Source organism: Novosphingobium naphthalenivorans NBRC 102051, assembly GCF_001590985.1.
GTDB lineage: Bacteria > Pseudomonadota > Alphaproteobacteria > Sphingomonadales > Sphingomonadaceae > Novosphingobium > Novosphingobium naphthalenivorans.
Genome location: NZ_BCTX01000005.1, coordinates 21,851 through 43,878 on the forward strand (window position 1 = coordinate 21,851; position 22,028 = coordinate 43,878).

Sequence of the window (22,028 nt, forward strand, 5' to 3'; positions counted from 1 at the left end):
GCGGTACGAACCGCCCACCCGGAGAGGACGAGATGCAATTCACCCTATCGCGACGCGCTTTTGCTGCCGGAGCAGCCATGGTGCCGATCGCCTGCACGCAGGCAGGCAAGACCATGATGGCGAGCACGCCCGCGCCCGGCGCGCCTTCCGCTTCGGGCATCGTCAACCCGCTGGTGAAACAGCGGGCCGACGCGCAGGTCTTCCGCCACGACGACGGCTATTACTACATGACCGGATCTGTGCCGGAATATGACCGACTGGTCCTGCGCCGTTCGCTCACTTTGGCCGGGCTCACCGATGCCGAAGAACGCGTGCTCTGGCGCCACGAGGCCAGCGGGCCGATGTCCGGCTTCATCTGGGCCCCGGAACTGCACCTCGTCGACGGGCGCTGGGTGATGTACTTCGCCGCTGGCCCCAGCGGCGGCGGTGAGGACGTGTTCCGCATCCGCACTTATGCCGTCGTCTGCGACGGGCCGGACCCGATGCGCGGCAACTGGTCCGTGCTGGGTCAGTTCCAGGCGCCGTGGGACAGCTTCAACCTCGATTCCACCATGTTCATGCACCGGGGCACGCGCTATTTCGCCTGGGCCCAGCGTGAACCGGGGATCGAGACCAATTCGAACCTCTACATCGCCCCCATGGCATCGGCGCTCACGCTGGCGGCCAAGCCCGCGCGCCTGACAGTGCCGACGCTCGACTGGGAAGTCCGCGGTTTCAAGGTCAACGAGGCGCCTGCAGTGCTGGAGAAGAACGGCAAGCTGTTCATCAGCTACTCGGCCAGCGCCACCGATGCGCGCTATTGCCTCGGCCTGCTGACCGCAGATGCCGGTGCCGACATCATGGACCCGCGCAACTGGACCAAGTCGCCCAAGCCGGTGTTCACCACCTGCGAGGCAACCTCTGTCTACGGCCCCGGCCACAACAGCTTCACCGTCGACGAGCAAGGCCGCGACATGCTGGTCTATCATGGCCGCGACTACGCGCAGATCGAGGGGGACCCGCTGTTCAACCCGGACCGCCACACCCGCGTGCAGCGGCTCTATTTCGATGCGGACGGCAACCCCGATTTCGGCGTGCCCGTCGGCAACGGCCCCCTGCCCGATCGGTTTCAGGCCGCTGGCAGCCCGGACACCTGGCTCGCCCATGAAGGCTCGCGTCTCTTAGCAGGCGCCGCCCCTTTGCCGCAGACACAGTTCCGCACACTTCCGGCCGAAGGCGATACCGTGCAGCTGTCCCCCATCCTGCTGGGCGGCCAATGCCTGCATGCAGCGCCCGGCGGCGCTGTCGCGCTGGCCTCGGCCAGCGGCGCTTCCGCCGCGAGCCTGTTCAGGCGCATCCCGGGGCGGACAAAGGACCAAGTGCGGTTCGAATCGGTCGCCTATCCCGGCAAGGCCATCGCACCAGGCAACAACGGGATACAACTCGCCCCCACCACCGATAGCGCCACCCTGTGGCGGGTATCCTGACCTCCAACAACTCGGACAAAAAACCCCGAAAAACGCGCTTCGGCGGCACAGACATCACATCAAATAACGCTTTCTTGCCCGACGTTCGTTTTTCCCTTGCACTAAATAACTCCGACAAATAACAGGGCGGCAAGGTTTGGCGAGGCATCGTACCGGCCAGCCTCATTGGGAGGGTAGATCATGGCATTCAAGCCAATCACATTTTGCACAACGTCCGTTCTTGCACTCACCCTGGCGAGCGCTGCCCATGCGCAGGACGCAGCAAACAGCGGCGTTTCCGACACCGACGCGCAGGAGATCATCGTCACCGGCGTCAAGGCATCGATCATCGGCGCCCTGAACGTGCGCAAGGAATCGACCCAGATCGTCGACTCGATCGTGGCCGAGGATGTGGGGAAATTGCCTGACAACAACGTCGTCGAAGCGCTCCAGCGCGTGACCGGCGTCCAGGTCACCGACCGCGCCGGCGGCGAGGCAGCCACCATTACCATCCGCGGCCTTGCCGATCCGCTGACCACGCTCAACGGCCGCAACATCTTCACCGCAGCGGGCCAGTCGTTCGCGCTGCAGGATATCTCCGCGAATCTCGTCAAGCAGATCGACATCTACAAGACGCGCGCGGCAGACCAGATCGAGACCGGCCTTGCCGGCCAGATCGACGTCAAGACCCGCCGCCCGTTCGATTTCGACGGCTTTGCCATTTCGGGTCTCGCCCGCGGCATCTACAACGAACAGGCGGACAGCTATAACCCCAACGTCGCCCTGCTCGTCAGCGACCGCTGGGAAACCGGCATCGGCGACATCGGTCTCCTCGCCAACGTCAGCTGGAGCAAGACCAAGTATCGCAACATGTCGACAACGGCCGGAGCGTTCGTTCCCTTCGCGACCGAAAACCCGCCGGCCGGTTCGGGCCTTGTCCCGCTTGAGCGCATGTTCTCCGGCTGGCAGCCGGGCCTCGACTATGGCCTGCCGACCGAGCCCGGTTCCACGATCAACTACAACGGCGTGGACGTCCCCTACTACCTCTCGCGCGACGCGGTCTTCTCGTCCGACCTCTACGGCGAACGCGAACGTCCTTCGGCCAACGTTGCCCTGCAGTGGGCGCCGAACTCCAGCTCGGTCTATACCGCCGAAGTGTTCTACGCGGGTTTCCGCGGGCACACCTTCAACTCGCTGCAGTTCAGCTTCGTCGACTGGTGGGGCAATCCGGGGCCTGTCGAACTCTATGACGGCACCAATATCGTCAAGTCGCGCACGGTGGACGATGTCTATGGATTCAACAGCGGCGACTATTCGACCAACCGCACCGACAGCTACGTCTATGCTCTGAACGGGCAATGGGAACTGGGCGAGCGCGGCAAGATCATCGGTGACGTCGCCTACCAGACCAGCACCAACAAGACTTCCTTCCTGGCGATGCGCACCGACCGCGTGGCCAATCAGATCACCGCCGATTTCAACGCCGGCGGCGGCATTCCTTCCTACCACTTTGCCGACGATTCCCTGCTCGCCGATCCGAGCGTGTGGAACATCGCCCAGTTCTATGACAATGCGGGCAAGAACAAGGGCAGCGCCATCACGGCCTCTCTCGATGGCTACTACACCTGGGATGAGGGCTTCATCCGCCGCGTCAAGGCGGGCCTGCGCTATGACGACCGCAAGGCTTCGAGCTACGTCCGCACGCAGGACGGCTATCTCGGCGCCTCGCTCTCGACCCTGCCCTCCGAAGCCCTGTTTACCAATTCGGACTTCATGACCGGCATTGCTGACGTGCCGCGCAGCTGGGTTCTCCCAAGCGGAAGCTGGCTTGCCGACAACGCCGACTATGTGCGCGGGCTCTACGGCTTGCCCACCTCGGACGCCCTGTCGCTGGTCAAGACGTTCGACATCGATGAAGTCACGATGTCGGCCTACATCATGGCAGATGCCGAAGTCTCGATTTTCGGCCGCCCGCTGCAGCTCGAAGGCGGTGTGCGTTACGTGGCCGTGACCACGGACTCGAACTTCTTCGACCGCTACAATGGCGGCGCCCAGACGCGTTCGGGCAGCCAGTCGCAGAAGTTCCTGCCGAGCTTCACCGCAAGGTACGAGATCACGCCGAACCTGCGTCTGCGGTTCAACTACGGCGAGACCCTGCGCCGCCCGAACTTCGGTGACATCAATCCGAACTATTCGCTGACGGGTGATCTCACCAATGTCGGCTACGGCAGCGGTTCGGCGGGCACGGCCGACCTGAAGCCGACGCACTCGAAGAACTACGACCTTGCGCTGGAATGGTACTTCGAACGCAACAGCGCGATCTACGTGACCGGTTTCCGGCGCGAGATCCAGGGCCTGGTGGTGCCGCTGACGGTGATGGAATACATCCCGAATAACGGCATCGTCGCCGGTGCCACGGACTATTTCGCGATCACCCGTCCGGTGAACGCATCGAACGGCGTACTCAAGGGCGTGGAAGTCGGGCTGACCTACTTCCCGAACTACCTGCCCAGCGTCCTGAACGGCCTGGGCTTCCAGGGCAGCCTGACCGTCCTGGATTCGAAGCAGAACATTCCGATGACGGACTCGGCCGGCAACGTCACCGGCGAGACGACCTCGCAGTTCTTCAACGTCTCGAAGTTCTCGTACAACGCAACTCTGGCCTATGACCGGGGCCCGTTCAACGCCCGCGTTTCCTACGTCTGGCGTCAGGGCTTCCTGCACAACAACGAAGCGCGCCTGTTCGCCAACCCGATCGGCGTGTGGTTCAAGCCGGAGGAAAGCCTCGACGTCCAGCTCACCTGGAATGTGACCGACCGCATCGGCCTGACCTTCGATGCGACCAACCTGACCAAGTCGAAGCAGCAGAACTACTACAAGTTCGGCGACGTGGGTAACGCGCAGCAGTTCAACCTCGGCACGCTGCAGCTGGCGCGCACTTTTGCCGTTGGCGCCCGCTTCACCTTCGACTGACGACGTGACCGGCCGGAACGCCACTGCCATTCGCGCGTTCCGGCCGGCACAAAGCGGCTGCTTCCCGGGCTCCTCTCCCCACACAACCCGGGAAGCGGCCGCTTTTCCATTTCTTCCGCAAGGATAATCCGGAGGAGGGCATCAATGCTCGCGACATTCCGCCCGATGCTCGCCGCTGCGGCGGTTCTCGCGACGGTCGCCAGCCCTTCCGTTTCCGCTCCTGCGACGCCACTCCATGCCCCGACCACGCGCCCGATGCTGGACCATGCCGCGATTGCCCGCGCGCATTTCGGCAACGACGCCCCCTGGTACGAGCATCGCATCCCTTTCTTCCAAAGCGCCGATCCCAGGATTGATGACGTCTATTACTACCGCTGGTCGATCTTCCGCGCACATCAGCGCGATCTGGGGGTGCGCGGCTACATCACCACCGAATTTGCCGACGACGTATCCTGGCAGCGCGAGCCCTATGCCAGCCTCAACGATGCCAGCGGATTCCATATCGCCGAGGGCCGCTGGCTGAACGACCGCCGTTTCACCGACGACTACATCAATTTCATGTACGAAGGCGGCAACGACCGCCACTTCACCGACTACATGGCGGACTCCGTATGGGGCCGTTACCTCGTCGACGGAGACCGCGCTGCCGCAACGCGCCATCTGGCCGTGATGCGGCACATCTACGGCTTGTGGGACGATCACTACGATTTCGCCAAAGGCCTCTATTTCATCGAGCCCCTGCTCGACGCGACCGAATACACCGTATCTTCGATCGATGCCTCGGGCGGCGAAGACGGCTTCCGGGGCGGCGATGCTTTCCGCCCGACCATCAACAGTTACATGGCCGCCAATGCGCGCGCGATCTCGCGGATCGCCGGGCTGGCCGGAGACACGGCGCTCGCGCACTCGTTCGCGGTCCGTGCCGATGGCCTGCGGGCCCGCCTGCTGGCGGACCTGTGGAATCCGGCGCTCGATCATTTCGCCGACCGCTACAAGGCCGACAACCAGCACGTAAAATACTGGGAGCCAATCCGGGCGCGCGAACTGGCGGGCTACCTGCCCTGGATGTTCGACCTCGTGCCCGACGATCCGCGCTATGCCGGTGCATGGGCGCACCTGCTCGATCCGGCATCGCTGGCCGGAGAGGCCGGGATGCGGACGGTCGAGAAGACCTATCCCTACTACATGCGCCAGTACCGTTACCTGGGCACCGCGCGCGAATGCCAGTGGAACGGCCCGGTCTGGCCCTACCAGACAACGCAGGTCCTCATCGCCATGGCCAACCTGCTCGATCACTACGGTAACACCGGCCCTGTCACCCGCAGCGCCTACATGCACCTGCTGCGGCAATACACTGCCCTGCACTATCAGGGCGGCCGGCTGGATCTGGAGGAGGACTACGATCCGGCCACCGGCGAGCCGATCGTCGGGCTGAACCGCAGCCATCACTATTTCCATTCGGGCTATATCGACCTGATCCTGTCGGGCCTTGTGGGCATCCGCCCGCGCGCGGACGACGTTCTCGAAGTCAATCCGCTGCTTCCCGCTTCCGGCGATCCCCAGGCTCTCGCCTGGTTCCGTGCCGAGGACATTCCCTATCACGGCCACAAGATTGCCGTGACGTGGGATGCCGATGGCACGCACTATGGTCGGGGAACGGGCCTGTCGATCGAAGTCGATGGCAGGGAAGCGGCCCGCCGCGCCAGTCCCGGCCGCCTCACCGTGCCAGTCACCCGGATACCCAATCCGCCGATTGCCCGCACGATAAACCACGCGGTCCAACTCGTGCGCGGTCAGTTCCCCATGGCCAGTGCATCGACCAATCCGGACCCGGAAATGCTGCACGATGCCATCGACGGCAGGCTCTGGTTCTTTCCAGAACTCCCGAACGGCTGGACGTCCGCTGCTTCGAACGATCCGCAGTGGTTCGAGGTCAACTTCGGCAAGCCGGTCAACGCCGACACCGCCGAACTCGCCTTTTTCGACGACGGCCACAGCATTTCCGTCCCCGTGTCGGTGACCATTGAAGGCTTGAGCAACCACCATTGGAGCGTGCTTGCTCAAGCCAGGCCGCTGGCCAACGGGATAACCCGCCTGACCTGGCCAAAACGTGCTGTTTCACGCCTCAAGGTGCGCATGAAGCCCGCTCAGGGGAAACCCCTGCGCCTCGTCGAATTCAGAGCCGTGTCCGAATTCAAGGCCCCGTGATTGGTTTCGGGGCCCGGCCCCGCCGATTTGCCGGGATCCTATCGGTCCTCGTTCCACGCCGCGACGAACGCCCTTGCATTCTCGCCGATCTGGCGGACTGACAATCCATTCCGGTAAAGAGCAGACCCCAATCCGAATCCGTCGGCCCCTGCCTCACGCCAGGGTTGCAGATTGTCCGGGGTAATGCCTCCGACCGCCAGGATCGGCACGGCTGCGGGCAGAACGGCTCGATACGCTTTCATGACGGCAGGCGTTGCAGCCTCGGCGGGAAACAGCTTGAGAGCATCGGCACCCGCAGCAAGCGCCGCGAAAGCCTCGGAAGGCGTGTAGAAGCCCGGCAACGAAACCATCGATTTTTGAACCGTCGCGGCAATCACTTCAGGATTCGTGTTCGGCGATACGATGAGCCGGCCGCCCGCATTACCCACCTGATCGACCTGATCGACGGTCAGAACCGTTCCCGCTCCCACAACAGCAGAATGTCCTACGCATCTGGCAAGGCGTTCGATGCTGGTGAGTGGTTCCGGCGAATTGAGCGGAATCTCGATCAGCCGGAAACCGGCCTCGACCAATACCTCTCCCACAGCTTCCACTTCATCCGGCAGGATACCACGCAGGATCGCAACCAGTGGCATTTGTTCGAAGGCTGACTGGAACGTCATCATTTCATGTTCTTCCTGATTTCCGAAATGCCGGCAACGAATGCCTTCTCGCTGTCGACCGGGATCGCTTTCCCGCCCACCATATCGATGGCACGGCTGTAGAGCCTTGCGAAGAGCGAGTCCGCCAGCAGATGGACCGTCTGCCCAGGCAGGGGCAGCCGAGCCCGGCAATCGCCCCCGATCAGCAATCCGCTGACATAGGAGGCACCCTCGCGGGGCGCCCTGAGGCCGAGGATGGCCGCAGCACGAACACCAAAAAGCTCTGCCAGCAGATCCTTGTCTGCCGATGCCGCAACGCCTGCCTGAAACGCTGGGTCATCATCGACATCGCCTTGCATCTCGCTGCCGATCAGTGCGTGCGACTTCAGCAGGCCGAACATTTCACCAGTCATCGACGTCGTGAAATCCCGCAATGCGCCGCGTTCGATGGTCGCCCATTTGCTATGGGTTCCCGGCTGGCAGAGAAACGCCGATCCCGGCACCCATCCGGCGGCAAAGGCACCAAGCAACTGGACCTCCTCGCCGCGCATCACGTCGCCCCGGCTGCCGTGCGTGACGCTGACCCCTGGAATCACGGCAATGTCCCGCTCCGGAAAGACTGCCGCGGCGGCCAGCGCCTCGATATCCGCCGGACAGGGAATATACCCCGCATCGATCCAGCCGCGGTTCGAACCGATCATTCCGGCGAGAACCAGCGGCAACTTCCCATGCCGGTCGCGGATCAGGCAAATTTCCTTTTCGAACCCGCCGCTCGATATGGCCAGGATGCCCTTGGCATCCCGCTCAAAAGCCTGCGCCACGCCGTTCTCGATCCGGAAAATCCGGCGGTTTGTGGTTCCCCAGTCGATGGCGATGAATGCATCCGCGTTCACTGGCGCATCGCCTCCCGGGCATGAAATCCCAGCAACACGGCTATCCCTTCTGTGGCTGATCACTGGCCACCATCACCTGACAATCTTCTACGCTTCATCGGCTCAGGCGATCCCTTGGCCTTCGATTTTCACAACGGGCACAACACCGGCTGAACGGGGAAATTCCAGGACAGTCGCGTCGGCCGATTGCCTGAAATGCACCGGACCACCGCCGAGCCTTGTCACACGTGCGATCTCCCCCTTCATGCGGCGCCGGCCAAGTGCGCGCACGGACAAGGGCTTCGCCGGAGGCACCAGAGCCAGCATGTAAAGTGCGCCGTCCTTGACCGTGAACCGCACGTCTCCTTCGGCAAATCCCTTGAAGCCCTCTTCGTTCTTCATGCCGGTCTGCAATTCGGTCGGCCCTTCCCCGAAGACATGCCAGGGACGCGTACCAAAGATCGCCTCACCGCCCACCGCCATCCAGGCGGCGAGATCGTCGAGGATCTTTTCTTCCTCGGAATCGATCGTGCCATCACCGCGCTGCGGGATCGAAAGCAGCAGATTACCGTTCTTGGACACCACATCGGCGAGTCGCTGGAGCACGGCTTCGGCACTGGCATAATTCTTCTGCGTAAACCGCGAGCGGTTGTAGAACCAGTCGCCGATGCACGTGTCGGTCTGCCACGGCTCGTCCCAAAGGTGATCGGTGAACCCGCGTTCGACATCCTGCACCAGGCCAAAGCGGGCGTGCGCCTGCAACTGCTTGGCTGTCAGCACGACATCGATCTTGCCATGCCAGCCGATCGACCGGTTGTAGTAGTCGGCTGCCGCCATGAGGCCATACCGCCCGAACGGCAGCTCATAATTGTCGAAATAGCAGAAATCCGGCTTGTAGCGGGATACCAGATCCATCTGACGCAGCAGCCACTGCCGCGCAAACGCCTCGTCGCCGGGCGGTGCGGTCTCGATCCACTGGCCGTCGTGCTTGTCATGCCAATCGTTCATTGCATCGATGCTGTCGATCCCGTCCGGCGCCACCATGTGCCGCCCGGTGTAGAGTTCCTGCGGATCAAGCCCGTCCCACCACTGCCCCGCACCATCGGCCTTGCCGAGCCAGTAGGCATCGTAGCGTTCGCCCTTGCGCGGCCCTTCCGCGTCGTAGGCATAGGCAGGCTGGTACCAGTGCCATGCGTGCGAGGCATGGTTGGAGACACCGAACTTCAGTCCGGCTGCGCGCGCGGCCTTTTCCCAGGTGCCGACGACGTCGCGCTTTGGTCCGACGCGCATCGCGTTCCAGGCGTGGTGCGAGGAATCGAAGCAATCGAGATTGTCGTGGTGGCAAGCCAGGCTGACGAAATACTTCGCGCCCGCCTTCACGAACCGCTGCATCAACCCTTCCGGGTCCCACTTGTCCGCCTTCCACAGGTTATGGATATCCATCATCCCGGTCTGGGCCGGATGGCCGTAAGTCCTGAGATGATGCTCATACATCGGATGCCCCTGCATGTAGAGGAAGCGTCCGTACCAGTCGCCCTGCTCGGGCACCGCCTGCGGCCCCCAGTGCGACCAGATGCCGAACTTCGCGTCGCGGAACCAATCCGGATAGCGGTAGTTGGCGATTAGCGAATTCCAGGAAGGCTCGACCGGGCCCGCAGCCATTCCTTCCGGAGCGGAAGCAAGAGCGCGGACCGATGCCCCCGCAGCGATGGCGGCTGCCAGAAACGTGCGGCGATCGGGCATGACGTAGTACCTCTCCAGGAAAATGGACGGATTTCCCGTCCTGCAGATCGTTCGACGTGCCTGCCCCGCCTTTGGAGGAGAAGCGGCGGAGCAGGCACGCCAGCTCAGCGTCGCGGGCGTTTCACCTGCAGCGCCTTGCCATTCCAGATCACTTCGGCGTCGGCCGCCGTCTGTTCTGCCACGCTTTCGCCTGCGGAAATCCACTTGATGCGAACGGTGCGGCTTTCAGGCATTCCGGCATAGCCCTTGCCCTCGCGTGCACCGAGCGTGACCGTGCCACTGGCATCGTCGTAGCGAATTGGCATGCGTTCCCAGGCCCCGGTCTTGTACTGCTCCGAACGGCCATCGTCGTTGTAGAGCGAGAACACGCCGTCCGCGCCGGTGTAGATCGCCAGCATGACCGGAGCGTCGGGCTTCTCGTCGGTGTATTGCATGACCGGGCCCATCGGCACGATGGAACCGGCACGAACGAACAGCGGCATGCGTTCCGCCGCAGCCGGCACGGCCGCGCTCTGGCCGCCGGCATAGGTCTTGCCGCTTTCGAAGTCGTACCAGGTCACGCCCTTGCCGGGGAAATAAACCTCGCGTTCACGCGCCTTGTAAGTCGTGACCGGGGCGACCAGGAAGGCCTTGCCGAACAGGTACTCGTCGTTGGCCGTGCGGGCGCGTCCATCCTCGGGAAAGTCCATGACGAGGCCGCGCATGATCGAGCCGTCGTTCAGGTAAGTGTCCGCCCCGAGCGTGTAGATGTAGGGCATCAGCCGGTAGCGCAGCTTGTCGTACCACACCATCGAAGCGCGCATTGGCGAACCTTCCGGCGCAATCTCGAAAATCTCGCGCCAGGGGTATTCGCCGTGACTGCGAAACAGCGGGCTGAAGGCGCCGAACTGGAACCAGCGCAAGTTGAGTTCGCGCCATTCGGCCAGATCCTCCGGCTTCGGGTTTTCAGCGGCATAGCGCGGCTCGACCGAGAAGCCGCCGATGTCGTGCGTCCAGTTGGGCAGGCCCGACATCGCGGTGTTGACGCCCGCCGATATCTGCGCGTGCAGGTCATACCAGCGCGTGGCCACGTCGCCCGACCACACGGCGGCGCTGTAACGCTGCAGTCCGCCAAAGCCCGAGCGGGTGAGCAGGAATGGCCGCACGTCCGGCTTGAACGACCGCCAGCCGTCATAGAACGAGCGCGCGTTCATCAGCGGATAGGAATTGAAGAACTCCGCCGCCGGGCCGATCGCCGTGGGGCCCATGGTGTCGATGCGCTTTTCGATCGAAAGGTTGGAGTGCATATCCGGCTCGCTGGCATCGGCCCACCAGGCATCGAAGCCCAGCACGCCGATCCGGTCCTGCACCTGCCGCCAGAAGATCTTGCGCCCTTCCGCCGAGTAGGGATCGTAGAACGTGCTGTGATAGCCGGGGCCGACCCAGTCCGTGTTCCCCTGCTCCAGATTGCCGTGATAGACGGCTCCGGCAGCGTCGAGTTCCTTGTAGTTGTCCGTGGTCGGATAGAACTTGGGCCAGACCGAGATCATGATCTGTGCATGTTCGTCGTGGACCTGATCCACCATCGCCTGCGGGTTCGGAAAGCGTGATGCGTCGAACTTGTGGCTGCCCCAGGTGGGATCGGTCCAGTAGCGCCAGTCGAGCACGATGTTATCGATCGGGTATTGCAGCTTGCGGTACTCGCCGAGCACATCCAGCAGTTCCTTGCTGGTGTCGTACCGCTGGCGCGACTGCCAGAAGCCATAGACCCATTTGGGCATCATCTCGGACTTGCCGGTAAGCTCGCGATAACCCGCGATCACGCCGTCCATGTCCTTGCCGGGAATGAACCAGTAGTCCTTGCCGCGTGCGACATTGCTGGTGAACCAGACCGAATGGCGGTCGGCCTGCGGCAGCGGATCGTTGTGCAGCAGCGCCATGTACCCGGCGTTCGGGTCCCACTCGATGCGGATATGGACCGGCTTGCCCGCCGTCATCGGCAGTTCGAAGTTGGCGTACCAAGGGTTCCAGTTCTGGCGCCAGCGATCGAGCACAAGCTTTCCGTCAGCATAGACCTTGTAGTAGCTGGAACCATAGAGCTCGAACTTGTGCACGCCGGTCTTGTCCGGATGCAGGTCGCCGTTCCACACGACGCTCTGTGTCTGCACGGCGTTGCCTGCGGTGTTCTGCCCCTCGCTGGCAGCCTCGGTCCTGGCCTTGGCCTCCGCAGGCCATTTTGCCTGATCGGACAGATACTGGTAGTCGATCGTCGCTTCCTGCCGCGCGACGGCCAGCTTGCCGTCGAGGAAATATTCGGCCGTAAAGCCGTCCTTTCCTCCGCTGGTCACCTTCATGCCGCCATCGGCGCCTACCAGTGTGTAAGGAGCCGGATTGCCGAAGCGGGTGATGCTCTCGTTATCCCACAAGAGACCATAGCCGCGGGTGGACACGACGAAGGGAATGCCGATGTCCATGTTGTGCTGGGCAAGTTCGACGTCTTCGCCGTTGTAGTCCATCTGGGCGTTCTGGTGCTGGCCAAGGCCGTAAAGCCCTTCGCCGGTGCCCCGGTTGAACTGCTGCGAGACGGTGACGTAGGGTTTGCCGTCAGCCTGGGTCTGCGTGAATGCGGCAGGCGCCGATTCTGCCAGCAGTTCCTTGCCCTGCCTGTCGAGAAAGCGGACCTGCCCATTCGCCAGATCGATATCGGCAACCGCCTTCGCCGCCGTAACGGTCAGGTGCCCGCCGCTTTGCTTGACCGCGAACTGCGCCGCTGCGGGCGGATGGGGCGCCATCAGGCTCTCGTTCGGAGCGGGAGCCTCAAGCCCGCGCGGATGGGCGACGACATGGAAGATGCCGTCCCCGTGCAGAGTCACCTCGACGCGGTCGGAAGGGCCCGCTTCGGGCGTGACCACGACGCCGCCAGGGATTTTCTCGACCGGTGCTGCAGCCGCCAACGCGGGTATCGAACATAGCGTGCTGCCTGCCAGCAGAGCCGCGATCCGGATGTGCTTCATTATCGTAATCCCCTGCCCTTGAGGCTTGTTCATTTGGATGAATAGAAACCGGTGGTGACCTTGAGCACCTGCGGCTTGTCCACGAAGTTGAGCCCGTAGTCGGTCTGGTCTCCATTCCACACGCGGGTCTTGACCCACTGGCCGTTCCGGAAGGTCCCTTCCTCCACGGACACAATGACGCCGTTGGGCTCGCCGCCTGCAGGCGTGAAGCGCACGCGTACGTGATCGCCCATGACCAGATATTCGTTGTCGGACAGCTGCGCCACGGCAGCACCGCCCACCGGCTTGTCGGCCCATGGCGGAGGATCGGCCTGGAGCCAGGTCCATTCCTTCTCGCCGAACTGACGTTCGCCCCAGGTCGCGGTGATCTTCCACTTGCCCATCACGATATGGCGCGGCGTGTTGTCATCCGGCTTGGCCGTGCCCCAGGTGGGCCGGGCGAAGGCGATCCGCGCCCAGTCGCGCATGATCGGGGCCAGCGTGGCATAGGGCAGCGCGAACGTGCCGAGCGTGGCCTCGTCGATCTTCTTCGCCCCCAGCGGGTAGTTCAGGAAACCGCTGTTATCCATGCCGAAGGGCGAAAAGCCGATGCCCCCCCGGCCGATCACCGCCCAGAAGAAGCGCGCATACATCGCGGAATTGCCGATCTCGGGCACCATCAGCGCATTGTCCGGCCGGTTGTACTTGTCGAGATACTGGATCACGTTTGCGCTCTCCCGGTCATAGATGTCCGGTCCGGCGAAATCGATGGCAGGAGCAGCGGCCTTCCAGATATCGAGCACGTCCCACTGCGGCCCGCCGCTGGCTACGCCGGTGGGATCGGGCACGTTCGAAGGGCCCGCCAGCGAAGCGTTGACGTACATCGGCAGCGGCTTCACCGCCTTGCCTGCCTCCGCGAGCGCATTCACGAAGCTGGCGACATACCAGGTGTTGAACGCGCGCGGCGCCTGCTTGCCGTAAGCCTGCTCCCAGGTGCCGGACTTGCCCGTCCTCCTGGCCAAAGCCGCTGGAATTTGCCGGGCGAAGAGCCCGTTTCCTTCCGCGGAGTAATCGCGCGGCACCCGGTAGGAGCCGGTTTCGTTTTCCGGCTGAACCATGATGACCGTGTTCTGCCGGTCATGGTCGCGCAGGTATTCGATGACTTTCACGAAGGCGCGCCTGTCCGCCTCCAGCGTGTTCTTCGACAGCGGCGAGAGCACGTAGTGATCCGCCCCGTCAGGCGCCTTCATTCGCGGGAACCGCTTGTTGTCGAGCTTGACCCAGGCCGGGGTATAGGACGGACTGGTGTTCTTCCAGGTGCCGAACCAGAGCAGCACGATGCGCTTGTTGTGGACCCGCGCCTCATCGAGCAGGGTCTGGAGGTAGGAAAAATCGAATGCACCCTCGACCGGTTCAACCTGTTCCCACGCGATCGGAATTTCCAGCGTATTCGCGTTCATGGCATCGAGCATCGGCCAGATGTCGCCCAGCATGGCCGGATAATTGCTGGAGTTGTTCGCCTGTGCGCCAAGGATCAGATAAGGTGCCCCGTCGACGATCAGCGCGTGGCGGCCATTCCGGCTCTCGATACACGGCACAGGCGTTTCCGCAATTGCTGCCGCAGGTGATGCCGCCAATGCCGGTCCGGGCACCATCCATAGCGCCAGCGATGCGATGAGAGCAGTTTTGTTCATTTTCGCCCCTCCGCAGGGTCACCGTAGATCAAACCCCTGCCATCCGTTCCGATGTAAACTCGCCCGAACACGCGCGGATCGCCGGAAATCACGCGAATACGCAGCCCCCACTGGTGGGCATTATCGTTGATCCGGATCCAGCCGCGGCCGCCATCAACCGAGCGCCAGATCGCGCGGAGGCCGTGCGCCGTGCCCAAAGCGTAAAGAGCCGGAACAGCATGCCCCGGCGCTGCCTTGCCGAGCCCGTAGTGCTCGATCGCAATCGCTTCGCCCGTGCGCGTCCAACTCTCGCCGAAATCTGCCGAGCGCCACAATGCGCCTTCGAGATTGAACCACAGCGCCCCTGCCCTGCCCGGCTCAGCCAGGAGCGGCGGCGGCGCCTCACGGTTGTGGGAACGGGCCGCTGAGAGATCAGCCGGAAGTCCCCTGCCCGCCACCGCATGGAAATGCGCCCCGCCATCGTCGCTGCGCACGATCCGGCCTTTCGCGAAATCGACGGCATAGAAGCGCCGGGGATCCATCTTGTCGGCGGTGACACGCACCCGGCCGGGCAATCCTGAGACCGGTTGCCAGTGCGCGCCGCGGTCCCGAGTCAGTTGCGGCTGATCGGTTTCAACCAGAAAGGCCGATCCGTCGGCCGAAACCGTGATCGCGGCATCGCCCGTTTGCTCGGGCCGCGGCGAACCGTCCGCATGGGCTTTGCCCTCAGGCACATAGAGCCGTGTCCACGAAGCACCGCCGTCGGCCGACCATGCCAGCGAGGTATCCGGGACGACCGGCGCGTGAATATTGCCGCTGCGCACCATCACTTTGGGTGCACGCCCGGCGTAATCCAGCGTGTTGGTGTTCGCGAGAAACGGGTTGAGATGCATATGAGGCGGCGAGGCGTTGAAATCGTCGTGCCGAAACCCGCTGATGTCGCCGAAGCCGGAGACGAGGTGCGCCCCGCCGGTGGGGCTGACGAGTGTGATGATCGCCGTCTGCTCAATGCCTGCCGTCCACGGCGCCCAGTGCATGGTGCCCGGCTTGTCCAGTTCATCCGTGGCATAGACGGTTGCCCCGGTCACATAGGCCGCATGGTTCGCATCGAAGGGATCAATCGCCAGCCCGGCTATCCAGTGCCCGAAGTTGGCCTTTCCATCGAAATCGAGAAACGGCGTTGCCGAAACGTCGCGGACAGAGCGTTCGTACAACGCGTCCCAATGCTCCCCGCCATCGTGTGACAGCCACACCGTATCGACGGGCTTGCCCCGATCCACCGTGCTGACCGCGAGCGTCTGCGGATCGGATGCCGACACCGCAACGCCCATATAACCGCCTTCGGGGGCTCCGGGCCCCTTGATAGGGGTAACGTCACGCCATTCCCCGCTCTCAGGATCATACCGCCAGACCGCACCGCGCGTGATCCCGTTGGGGCCAATGCCATTGCAAAGAGTAACGGTCAGCACACCGTCCCGCCCGGCCGCCGCCTTGACCGGCAACAGGTCGGATGGCGGACCACCGGGAACGGCCTGCCAGGTCTGGCCGCCGTCATCGGAGCGGAACAGGTGGCGAAGTCCGGGATCGGCGCTTCCGGCGAACATCCGCCCCTGAACCCTCGGATCGAAAACGACGAAGGACAAGCCGCCATGAGTCTGATGCGGTTTGGCAGGCAGGCCGAGACCGGGGAGCGGGAATGACGATACCGGGGCCCAACTGGTCCCGGCATCCGTGCTCCGCCAAAGGCCCTGATGGCGAGAGCCGAAGAACAGGCGATTGTGGTCGAACGGATCAATCGCCAGCCGCTCTCCCAGCCCGCGCCCGTCTTCGTTTCCGCCCATTCGAAACGGCACCGGCGTCACCCGCCATGTCTTTCCGTAGTCGGCGGACCGGAAAATGGCGGACGGGGCAGCCCAGTTCATCCCGGCCGCGAGATAGACCGTGCCGGGATCAACGGGATCAGCCGCAATGCTCTCGATGCCCATATAGCTGCTTTCGGACACCTGATCCTGCAGCGGCCACCAGCGCAGCGCCTTTGCATCCCAGCGATAGGCGCCTCCCATGTCACTGCGCAGCCACGCAAGCCCCGGCTCGACCGGACTGAACACAATGCCGGGGGTAAAACCGCCTCCGCCGACGCGCACGTTGCGCCAGTCATAGGCAACGGCCGCATAATTTGTTTCCGCCCGAGAAAGCTCTGCGGACGGGGAATCCGCATGCCCTGCCACCCCTGCGATTGCAGTCAGCATTGTGAGCGCAACTAACGGCGCATTTCTTACCGCTGGGATGCCCAAAGCCTCGCCTCTCTCCTTGCATTTCAGCGCTAACGAACTCGCTTTCAGATTCGCATCTTGACGCTGCAATGCTCGTCATAGATAACGCTAACACCTGTGGAGGGGAATAGCAGTGACGAAAAATTCTCCCGTTATTAACCGGGGGCTGCCCAAAGACTGGCAGGACGGCATTTTTCTCGGCCGGATCGAGATGGGCGAAGGCCCCGTGCCGATTCTGATTCGCGATGGCCGCGTATTCGACATGGCGCGTGTGGCGCCTACGGTATCGGCCCTGATTGCGTCCGGCATCCGGTCCGGCGGTGAGCCTTTGGGCACCATAGAAGTCCTGGCAGAAGCAGGGCTGCTGCCTCCCATCGACCTGCAATGCGTGAAAGCCTGCGGTGTAACGTTCGCGGTCTCGGCACTTGAACGCGTGATTGAGGAGCGTGCCCGCGGCGATCACGTCGCGGCCGCCGGAATCCGCAGCAGGATTGAAGCCGTTCTTGGCGGCTCGGTGCGCAGCACGGTGCCCGGCTCCCCCGGCGCCGATGCGCTCAAGCAAACCCTGATAGACGAAGGCATGTGGTCGCAATATCTTGAGGTCGCCATCGGTCCCGATGCAGAAGTCTTCACAAAATGCCCGGTGCTGTCGGCGGTTGGCCAGGACGCCGAAATCGGTGTCCGATCCGATTCCGGCTGGAACAACCCCGAGCCCGAAGTGGTCCTGATTGCCGGCCCGGACGGAAAGGCCGCAGGGGCGACACTCGGCAACGATGTGAACTTGCGCGACTTTGAAGGCCGCTCGGCGCTCCTTCTGGGCAAGGCCAAGGACAACAACGCCTCGTGTTCGATCGGCCCCTTCATCCGTCTGTTCGATGACGGTTTCACCATGGACGATGTGCGCGCCGCCGATGTGGCAATGACCATAGAGGGTGAGGACGGCTATGTCCTTGAAGGCCACAGCACGATGCGTGAGATCAGCCGCGATCCAGAGGATCTGCTGCGTCAAACCATGAGCGAACACCAGTATCCCGATGGTTTCGCGCTGTTCTGCGGGACGCTGTTCGCCCCGACCCAGGACCGTAACGAACCCGGGCGCGGCTTCACGCACAAGCCCGGTGACGTGGTCACCATATCAAGCGCCCGCCTGGGCACGCTCGTCAACCGGGTAACGACCTCGGCACAGGCACCGGCGTGGACATTCGGCATCGGCGATCTCTTTTCCAATCTTGCCCGCCGCGGTCTGCTCCCGGCATGATGAACGATCAGGACAATATGCTAAAAAAGACAACTTCCGGCGGCCTCAGCGCCATCTATCCCGAGCTGCGAGACCGCCGGGTCATCATCACCGGCGGCGCGACCGGCATCGGTGCCGGGCTTGTCGAGGCCTTCACCTTGCAAGGCGCACAAGTGATATTCGTCGACATTCAAGACGTTGATGGCCAGGCGCTGGCGCATCGCCTGGCCCCCGGCGCGCTTCATGCGCCTGCGTACCACCACCTCGATCTGACCCAGATCGATGCGGTCACCGGTGCCATCAGCGGGTTCGTGAAAGATCTCGGCGGCGTCGATATCCTCATCAACAACGCCGCGAACGATGATCGCCACGCCATCGGCGACGTGACACCCGCGTTCTGGGAAGAACGCATGAACGTGAACCTGCGCCACCAGTTTTTCGCAGCACAGGCAGTCATTCCGGCCATGCGCGGCGCCGGCGGCGGAGTGATCGTCAACTTCGGCTCGATCAGCTGGCACCTCGGCCTGCCCGATCTTGTACTCTACCAGACCGCCAAGGCCGCGATTTCGGGGCTGACCCGCAGTCTGGCGCGCGATCTCGGGCGCGACAATATCCGTGTCAACACGATCGTACCGGGCAATGTGAAGACCCCGCGTCAGGAAAAGTGGTACACGCCCGAGGGCGAGGCCGAAATCGTCGCTGCCCAGTGCCTGCCCGGGCGCATCACCCCGCAGGACGTCGCGGCGCTGGCACTGTTCCTCAGTTCGGACGGCGCGCGCATGTGCACCGGACATGACTACTGGGTCGATGCGGGATGGCGGTGACCGCGATGCAGGCCGAGCACCTTCTTTCTGTCGGCGCAACGCTGGGTGAAGGACCGGTCTGGATCGACGACGCCTTGTGGTTCGTCGATATCAAGCAAGATACGGTGTTCCGGTTCGATCCTGCTTCGCGCAGCCTCAGGAACTGGCAAGCCCCGGAACACATCGGCTGGGTGCTGCCCTCCGCCGTCAATGGACTGATTGCCGGCCTCCGGACCGGCCCGCATCGTTTCCTGCCCGAAACCGGCAGGTTTGAACGGATCGCCCGGATACAGGCCGATCTGCCCGACAACCGCCTCAACGACGCCGCTATCGATGGCCAGGGGCGCATCTGGTTTGGAACGATGGACAACCTTGAGGCGAGCGAGACCGGCCTGGTGTTCGTTCTGGACAAAGGCTCGGTCACGCAAACCGCCCTCGCGCCGGTCACGATCACCAATGGCCCTGCGATGTCGCCTTGCGGCACCAAAGTCTATCATGTCGACACCCTGGGCCGCAGAGTCATCCGCCATGCCATCACGCCGGAGGGCATTCCGGATTCAGGCGAGGTGTTCCTGGAATTCACGGGCGATGAAGGGCATCCGGACGGTGCTACGTGCGATGCCGAAGGCGGTGTGTGGCTGGGTTTCTTTGGCGGCGGTGCGGCACGGCGCTTTGCCCCCGATGGCGAGATGACGCACGAAGTGCGTTTCCCCGTCAGCAATGTTACCAAGCTGGCCCTGGGCGGTCCCGACCGCCACACGGCTTACGCCACCACCGCAAGGCAGGGCCTGACAGAAGAACAACTTGCGGCGCAGCCTCTGGCAGGGGACCTTTTCACCTTCCGCGTCGAAGTCCCAGCCGCACCGCCTCGCCGCGCAAATACCTGAGACAATTCAATCCGGAGCAAGAGGAAAAGATGCACGGATCAAAGGGAAAGAGGATCGCCGCCATGGACAGGGCCGGAATCAACAAACGCCTCGTCGCGCTCGTTGTCGCGGTAGCGACGATTGGCGGCTTCATGTTCGGATATGATTCCGGGGTCATCAACGGCACCCAGAATGGCCTTGAAGCAGCGTTCAATCTGGGGCGGCTGGGCATCGGCATCAACGTCGGCGCCATTCTCGTCGGCTCTTCGATCGGCGCCTTCATCGCGGGCCGCCTGTCCGACCTGATCGGGCGGCGCGGCACGATGATGCTGGCCGCCGTCCTGTTTCTCGCCTCCGCGCTTGCTGCGGGCGCCGCGACATCGTCAGCCATCTTCATCCTGGCACGCATCGTTGGCGGCCTCGGCGTCGGGGCGGCGAGCGTGACATCGCCGGTTTACATTTCCGAGATGACCCCGGCGGGTATCCGCGGCCGCCTGTCGAGCGTGCAGCAGGTGATGATCATCACCGGGCTGACCGGCGCTTTCCTGGCCAACTTCGTCCTCGCCCGCTGGGCAGGCGGATCAACCGCGTCATTGTGGTTCGGCTTTGCAGCCTGGCGCTGGATGTTCTGGCTTCAGGCCATTCCTGCCGCAATTTACTTCGTGGCGCTGCTCACGATCCCGGAAAGCCCGCGATACCTTGTCGCGCGCGGCCGGGAAACCGAAGCGCACGCCGTACTTTCCCGTCTGCTGGGCGAGGCGGAGGCCGACCGCAAAGTGCGGGAAATCCGGGCATCGCTGGCCGCTGACCACCATCGCCCCCGCCTTTCCGACCTTGTCGACAAGCGGACCGGCCGGATCCGCCCGGTCTTGTGGGCCGGCATCGGCCTTGCCGTGTTTCAGCAACTCGTGGGCATCAATGTGGTGTTCTATTACGGCGCGACGCTGTGGCAGGCCGTGGGCTTCACCGAGGACTATGCCCTGCAGATCAACATCCTCTCGGGCACGCTCTCCATCGGCGCCTGCCTTGCCACGATCGCGCTGATCGACAGGATTGGCCGCAAACCGCTGCTGTTGATCGGATCGGCGGGAATGGCGGTTGCCCTGGCACTGGTCGCATGGGCCTTTTCGACAGCAGTCACCGATGCGCACGGCAGCCTCGTTCTGCCGGGGCATTTCGGCCTCGTCGCGCTGATCTCGGCGAACGTCTATACCGTCTTCTTCAACCTGAGCTGGGGCCCGGTGATGTGGGTCATGCTCGGAGAGATGTTCCCCAACCAGATCCGCGGTTCGGCGCTGGCGGTGGCGGGCTTCGCGCAATGGATCGCCAATGCCGCGATTTCGGTGAGCTTCCCCAGCATGGCCGAAAAGCCGGGGCTGGCGATCACTTATGTGCTCTATGCCGCAGCGGCCGCGATCTCGTTCTTCTTCGTGCGCGCGACCGTGCAGGAAACGCGCGGCCGGGAACTGGAGGACATGGAAGGGTGAGGATCGCGGCGGGCGACTGGCAGCTCGATCTCGCCCCGCATCATGGCGGCATGATCCGCGCCTTGACCCGGCGCGGGCGCCCGGTCCTGCGCCCGATGCCGGAAGGAAGCATTGAGCCCTTCGAAAGCGCATGCTTCCCGCTCGCTCCCTATGTAAACCGGATTGCCCATGGCCGGTTCGAATGGCGCGGGGCTAGCCACCATCTACCTCCCAATCATGACGGGCAGGACCACCCGCTGCACGGCACCGCCTGGCTCGGGGAGTGGCGAATCGAAAGCCATGACGCCAGCGGCGTGACGCAAGTTCATCATCATGAAGCCGGTCCCGGCTGGGACTGGCCGTTCACTCTGAGGCAGAGGCTGCAGCTTTCATCCGAAGGCCTCGAGGCAAGGCTTGAACTGCACAATACGGGTGATTGCGCCATGCCTGCGGGCCTCGGCTTTCACCCCTGGTTCTACCGTCCGCCGGTCGAAGCCATCGCCTTTGACGCCGCGCATGTCTGGCTCGCGGATGCGCAGCTTCTGCCAACCCACCCCGCCCCTGCTGGCGCACTGGGGGACTGGGGACGGGGCGCCTGTCTTGAACGCCCCGATCTGATCGACCATTGCTATGCCGGCTGGAACGGCGCGCTGCGGCTATCCTGCCACGACGGTGATCTCCTGCTGGAAGGGGATGGCACCCCGTTCCTTCATCTGTTCCTGCCGCCAGGACAGGACTTCTTCTGCGCCGAGCCGCAAAGCACCCTGCCCAACGCCGTCAACATCGCCCCTCCCGCTCCACTGGAAGCCGGGGCGAAGGCCATCGTGACCATGCGCATCCGGAACGCCTGAGAATC

14 protein-coding genes are annotated in these 22,028 nt (G+C 63.5%); 8 read left to right on the forward strand and 6 right to left on the reverse strand.

Annotation, left to right across the window (positions count from 1 at the left end; genetic code table 11):
* The first annotated feature begins 32 nt into the window (after positions 1 to 32).
* From NN5_RS02855 to NN5_RS02865, 3 genes are all read left to right on the forward strand, one after another.
* The gene (locus NN5_RS02855; protein ID WP_067732551.1) at positions 33 to 1,466 is read left to right on the forward strand and encodes a glycoside hydrolase family 43 protein; all 1,434 of its coding nucleotides are present in this window, start codon (positions 33 to 35) and stop codon (positions 1,464 to 1,466) included.
* 180 nt (positions 1,467 to 1,646) lie between these two features.
* Positions 1,647 to 4,418, forward strand: a complete 2,772-nt coding sequence (locus NN5_RS02860; RefSeq protein WP_067732552.1) for a TonB-dependent receptor — start codon at positions 1,647 to 1,649, stop codon at positions 4,416 to 4,418.
* Positions 4,419 to 4,562: 144 nt separating this feature from the next.
* The gene (locus NN5_RS02865; protein WP_067732553.1) at positions 4,563 to 6,626 is read left to right on the forward strand and encodes an MGH1-like glycoside hydrolase domain-containing protein; all 2,064 of its coding nucleotides are present in this window, start codon (positions 4,563 to 4,565) and stop codon (positions 6,624 to 6,626) included.
* Positions 6,627 to 6,664: 38 nt separating this feature from the next.
* On the opposite strand, the gene NN5_RS02870 is transcribed toward NN5_RS02865, so the two are convergent.
* From NN5_RS02870 to NN5_RS02895, 6 genes are all read right to left on the reverse strand, one after another.
* The gene (locus NN5_RS02870; RefSeq protein WP_157080976.1) at positions 6,665 to 7,291 is read right to left on the reverse strand and encodes a 2-dehydro-3-deoxy-6-phosphogalactonate aldolase; all 627 of its coding nucleotides are present in this window, start codon (positions 7,289 to 7,291) and stop codon (positions 6,665 to 6,667) included.
* On the reverse strand, positions 7,288 to 8,160 hold the full coding sequence (locus NN5_RS02875; RefSeq protein ID WP_067732554.1) for a 2-dehydro-3-deoxygalactonokinase: 873 nt from the start codon (positions 8,158 to 8,160) through the stop codon (positions 7,288 to 7,290). The genes NN5_RS02870 and NN5_RS02875 overlap by 4 nt, the downstream gene beginning before the upstream one ends.
* Before the next feature lie 102 nt (positions 8,161 to 8,262).
* Positions 8,263 to 9,882, reverse strand: a complete 1,620-nt coding sequence (locus tag NN5_RS02880) for an alpha-L-fucosidase (RefSeq protein WP_067732555.1) — start codon at positions 9,880 to 9,882, stop codon at positions 8,263 to 8,265.
* A 104-nt stretch (positions 9,883 to 9,986) separates the two neighbouring features.
* A complete protein-coding gene (locus NN5_RS02885; protein WP_067732556.1) occupies positions 9,987 to 12,875 on the reverse strand; it encodes a TIM-barrel domain-containing protein in 2,889 nt (962 codons plus the stop codon).
* Between the two features lie 29 nt (positions 12,876 to 12,904).
* Positions 12,905 to 14,548 carry a DUF5597 domain-containing protein gene (locus NN5_RS02890; RefSeq protein ID WP_067732557.1) on the reverse strand — a complete coding sequence of 548 codons (1,644 nt, stop codon included), beginning with the start codon at positions 14,546 to 14,548 and terminating at the stop codon, positions 12,905 to 12,907.
* The gene (locus tag NN5_RS02895; protein ID WP_084384698.1) at positions 14,545 to 16,776 is read right to left on the reverse strand and encodes a WD40/YVTN/BNR-like repeat-containing protein; all 2,232 of its coding nucleotides are present in this window, start codon (positions 16,774 to 16,776) and stop codon (positions 14,545 to 14,547) included. Before NN5_RS02895 ends, NN5_RS02890 begins: the two co-directional genes overlap by 4 nt.
* Positions 16,777 to 17,011: 235 nt before the next feature.
* Here NN5_RS02895 and NN5_RS02900 point away from each other — a divergent pair, with 235 nt between their 5' ends.
* Genes NN5_RS02900 through NN5_RS02920 form a run of 5 tightly spaced genes read left to right on the forward strand, consistent with a single transcriptional unit; the run spans position 17,012 to position 22,023 of the window.
* Positions 17,012 to 18,058 (forward strand): fumarylacetoacetate hydrolase family protein, encoded by a 1,047-nt coding sequence (locus tag NN5_RS02900; protein ID WP_084384706.1) that lies wholly within the window; start codon positions 17,012 to 17,014, stop codon positions 18,056 to 18,058.
* Positions 18,059 to 18,075: 17 nt separating this feature from the next.
* A complete protein-coding gene (gene xylB / locus NN5_RS02905) occupies positions 18,076 to 18,861 on the forward strand; it encodes a D-xylose 1-dehydrogenase (protein ID WP_067732610.1) in 786 nt (261 codons plus the stop codon).
* On the forward strand, positions 18,852 to 19,727 hold the full coding sequence (locus NN5_RS02910) for an SMP-30/gluconolactonase/LRE family protein (protein ID WP_084384699.1): 876 nt from the start codon (positions 18,852 to 18,854) through the stop codon (positions 19,725 to 19,727). Before xylB ends, NN5_RS02910 begins: the two co-directional genes overlap by 10 nt.
* Before the next feature lie 29 nt (positions 19,728 to 19,756).
* Positions 19,757 to 21,193: a sugar porter family MFS transporter gene (locus tag NN5_RS02915; protein ID WP_067732559.1), complete on the forward strand. Its 1,437-nt coding sequence runs from the start codon at positions 19,757 to 19,759 to the stop codon at positions 21,191 to 21,193.
* Positions 21,190 to 22,023, forward strand: a complete 834-nt coding sequence (locus tag NN5_RS02920; RefSeq protein WP_067732560.1) for an aldose 1-epimerase — start codon at positions 21,190 to 21,192, stop codon at positions 22,021 to 22,023. Before NN5_RS02915 ends, NN5_RS02920 begins: the two co-directional genes overlap by 4 nt.
* Positions 22,024 to 22,028: the final 5 nt, after the last annotated feature.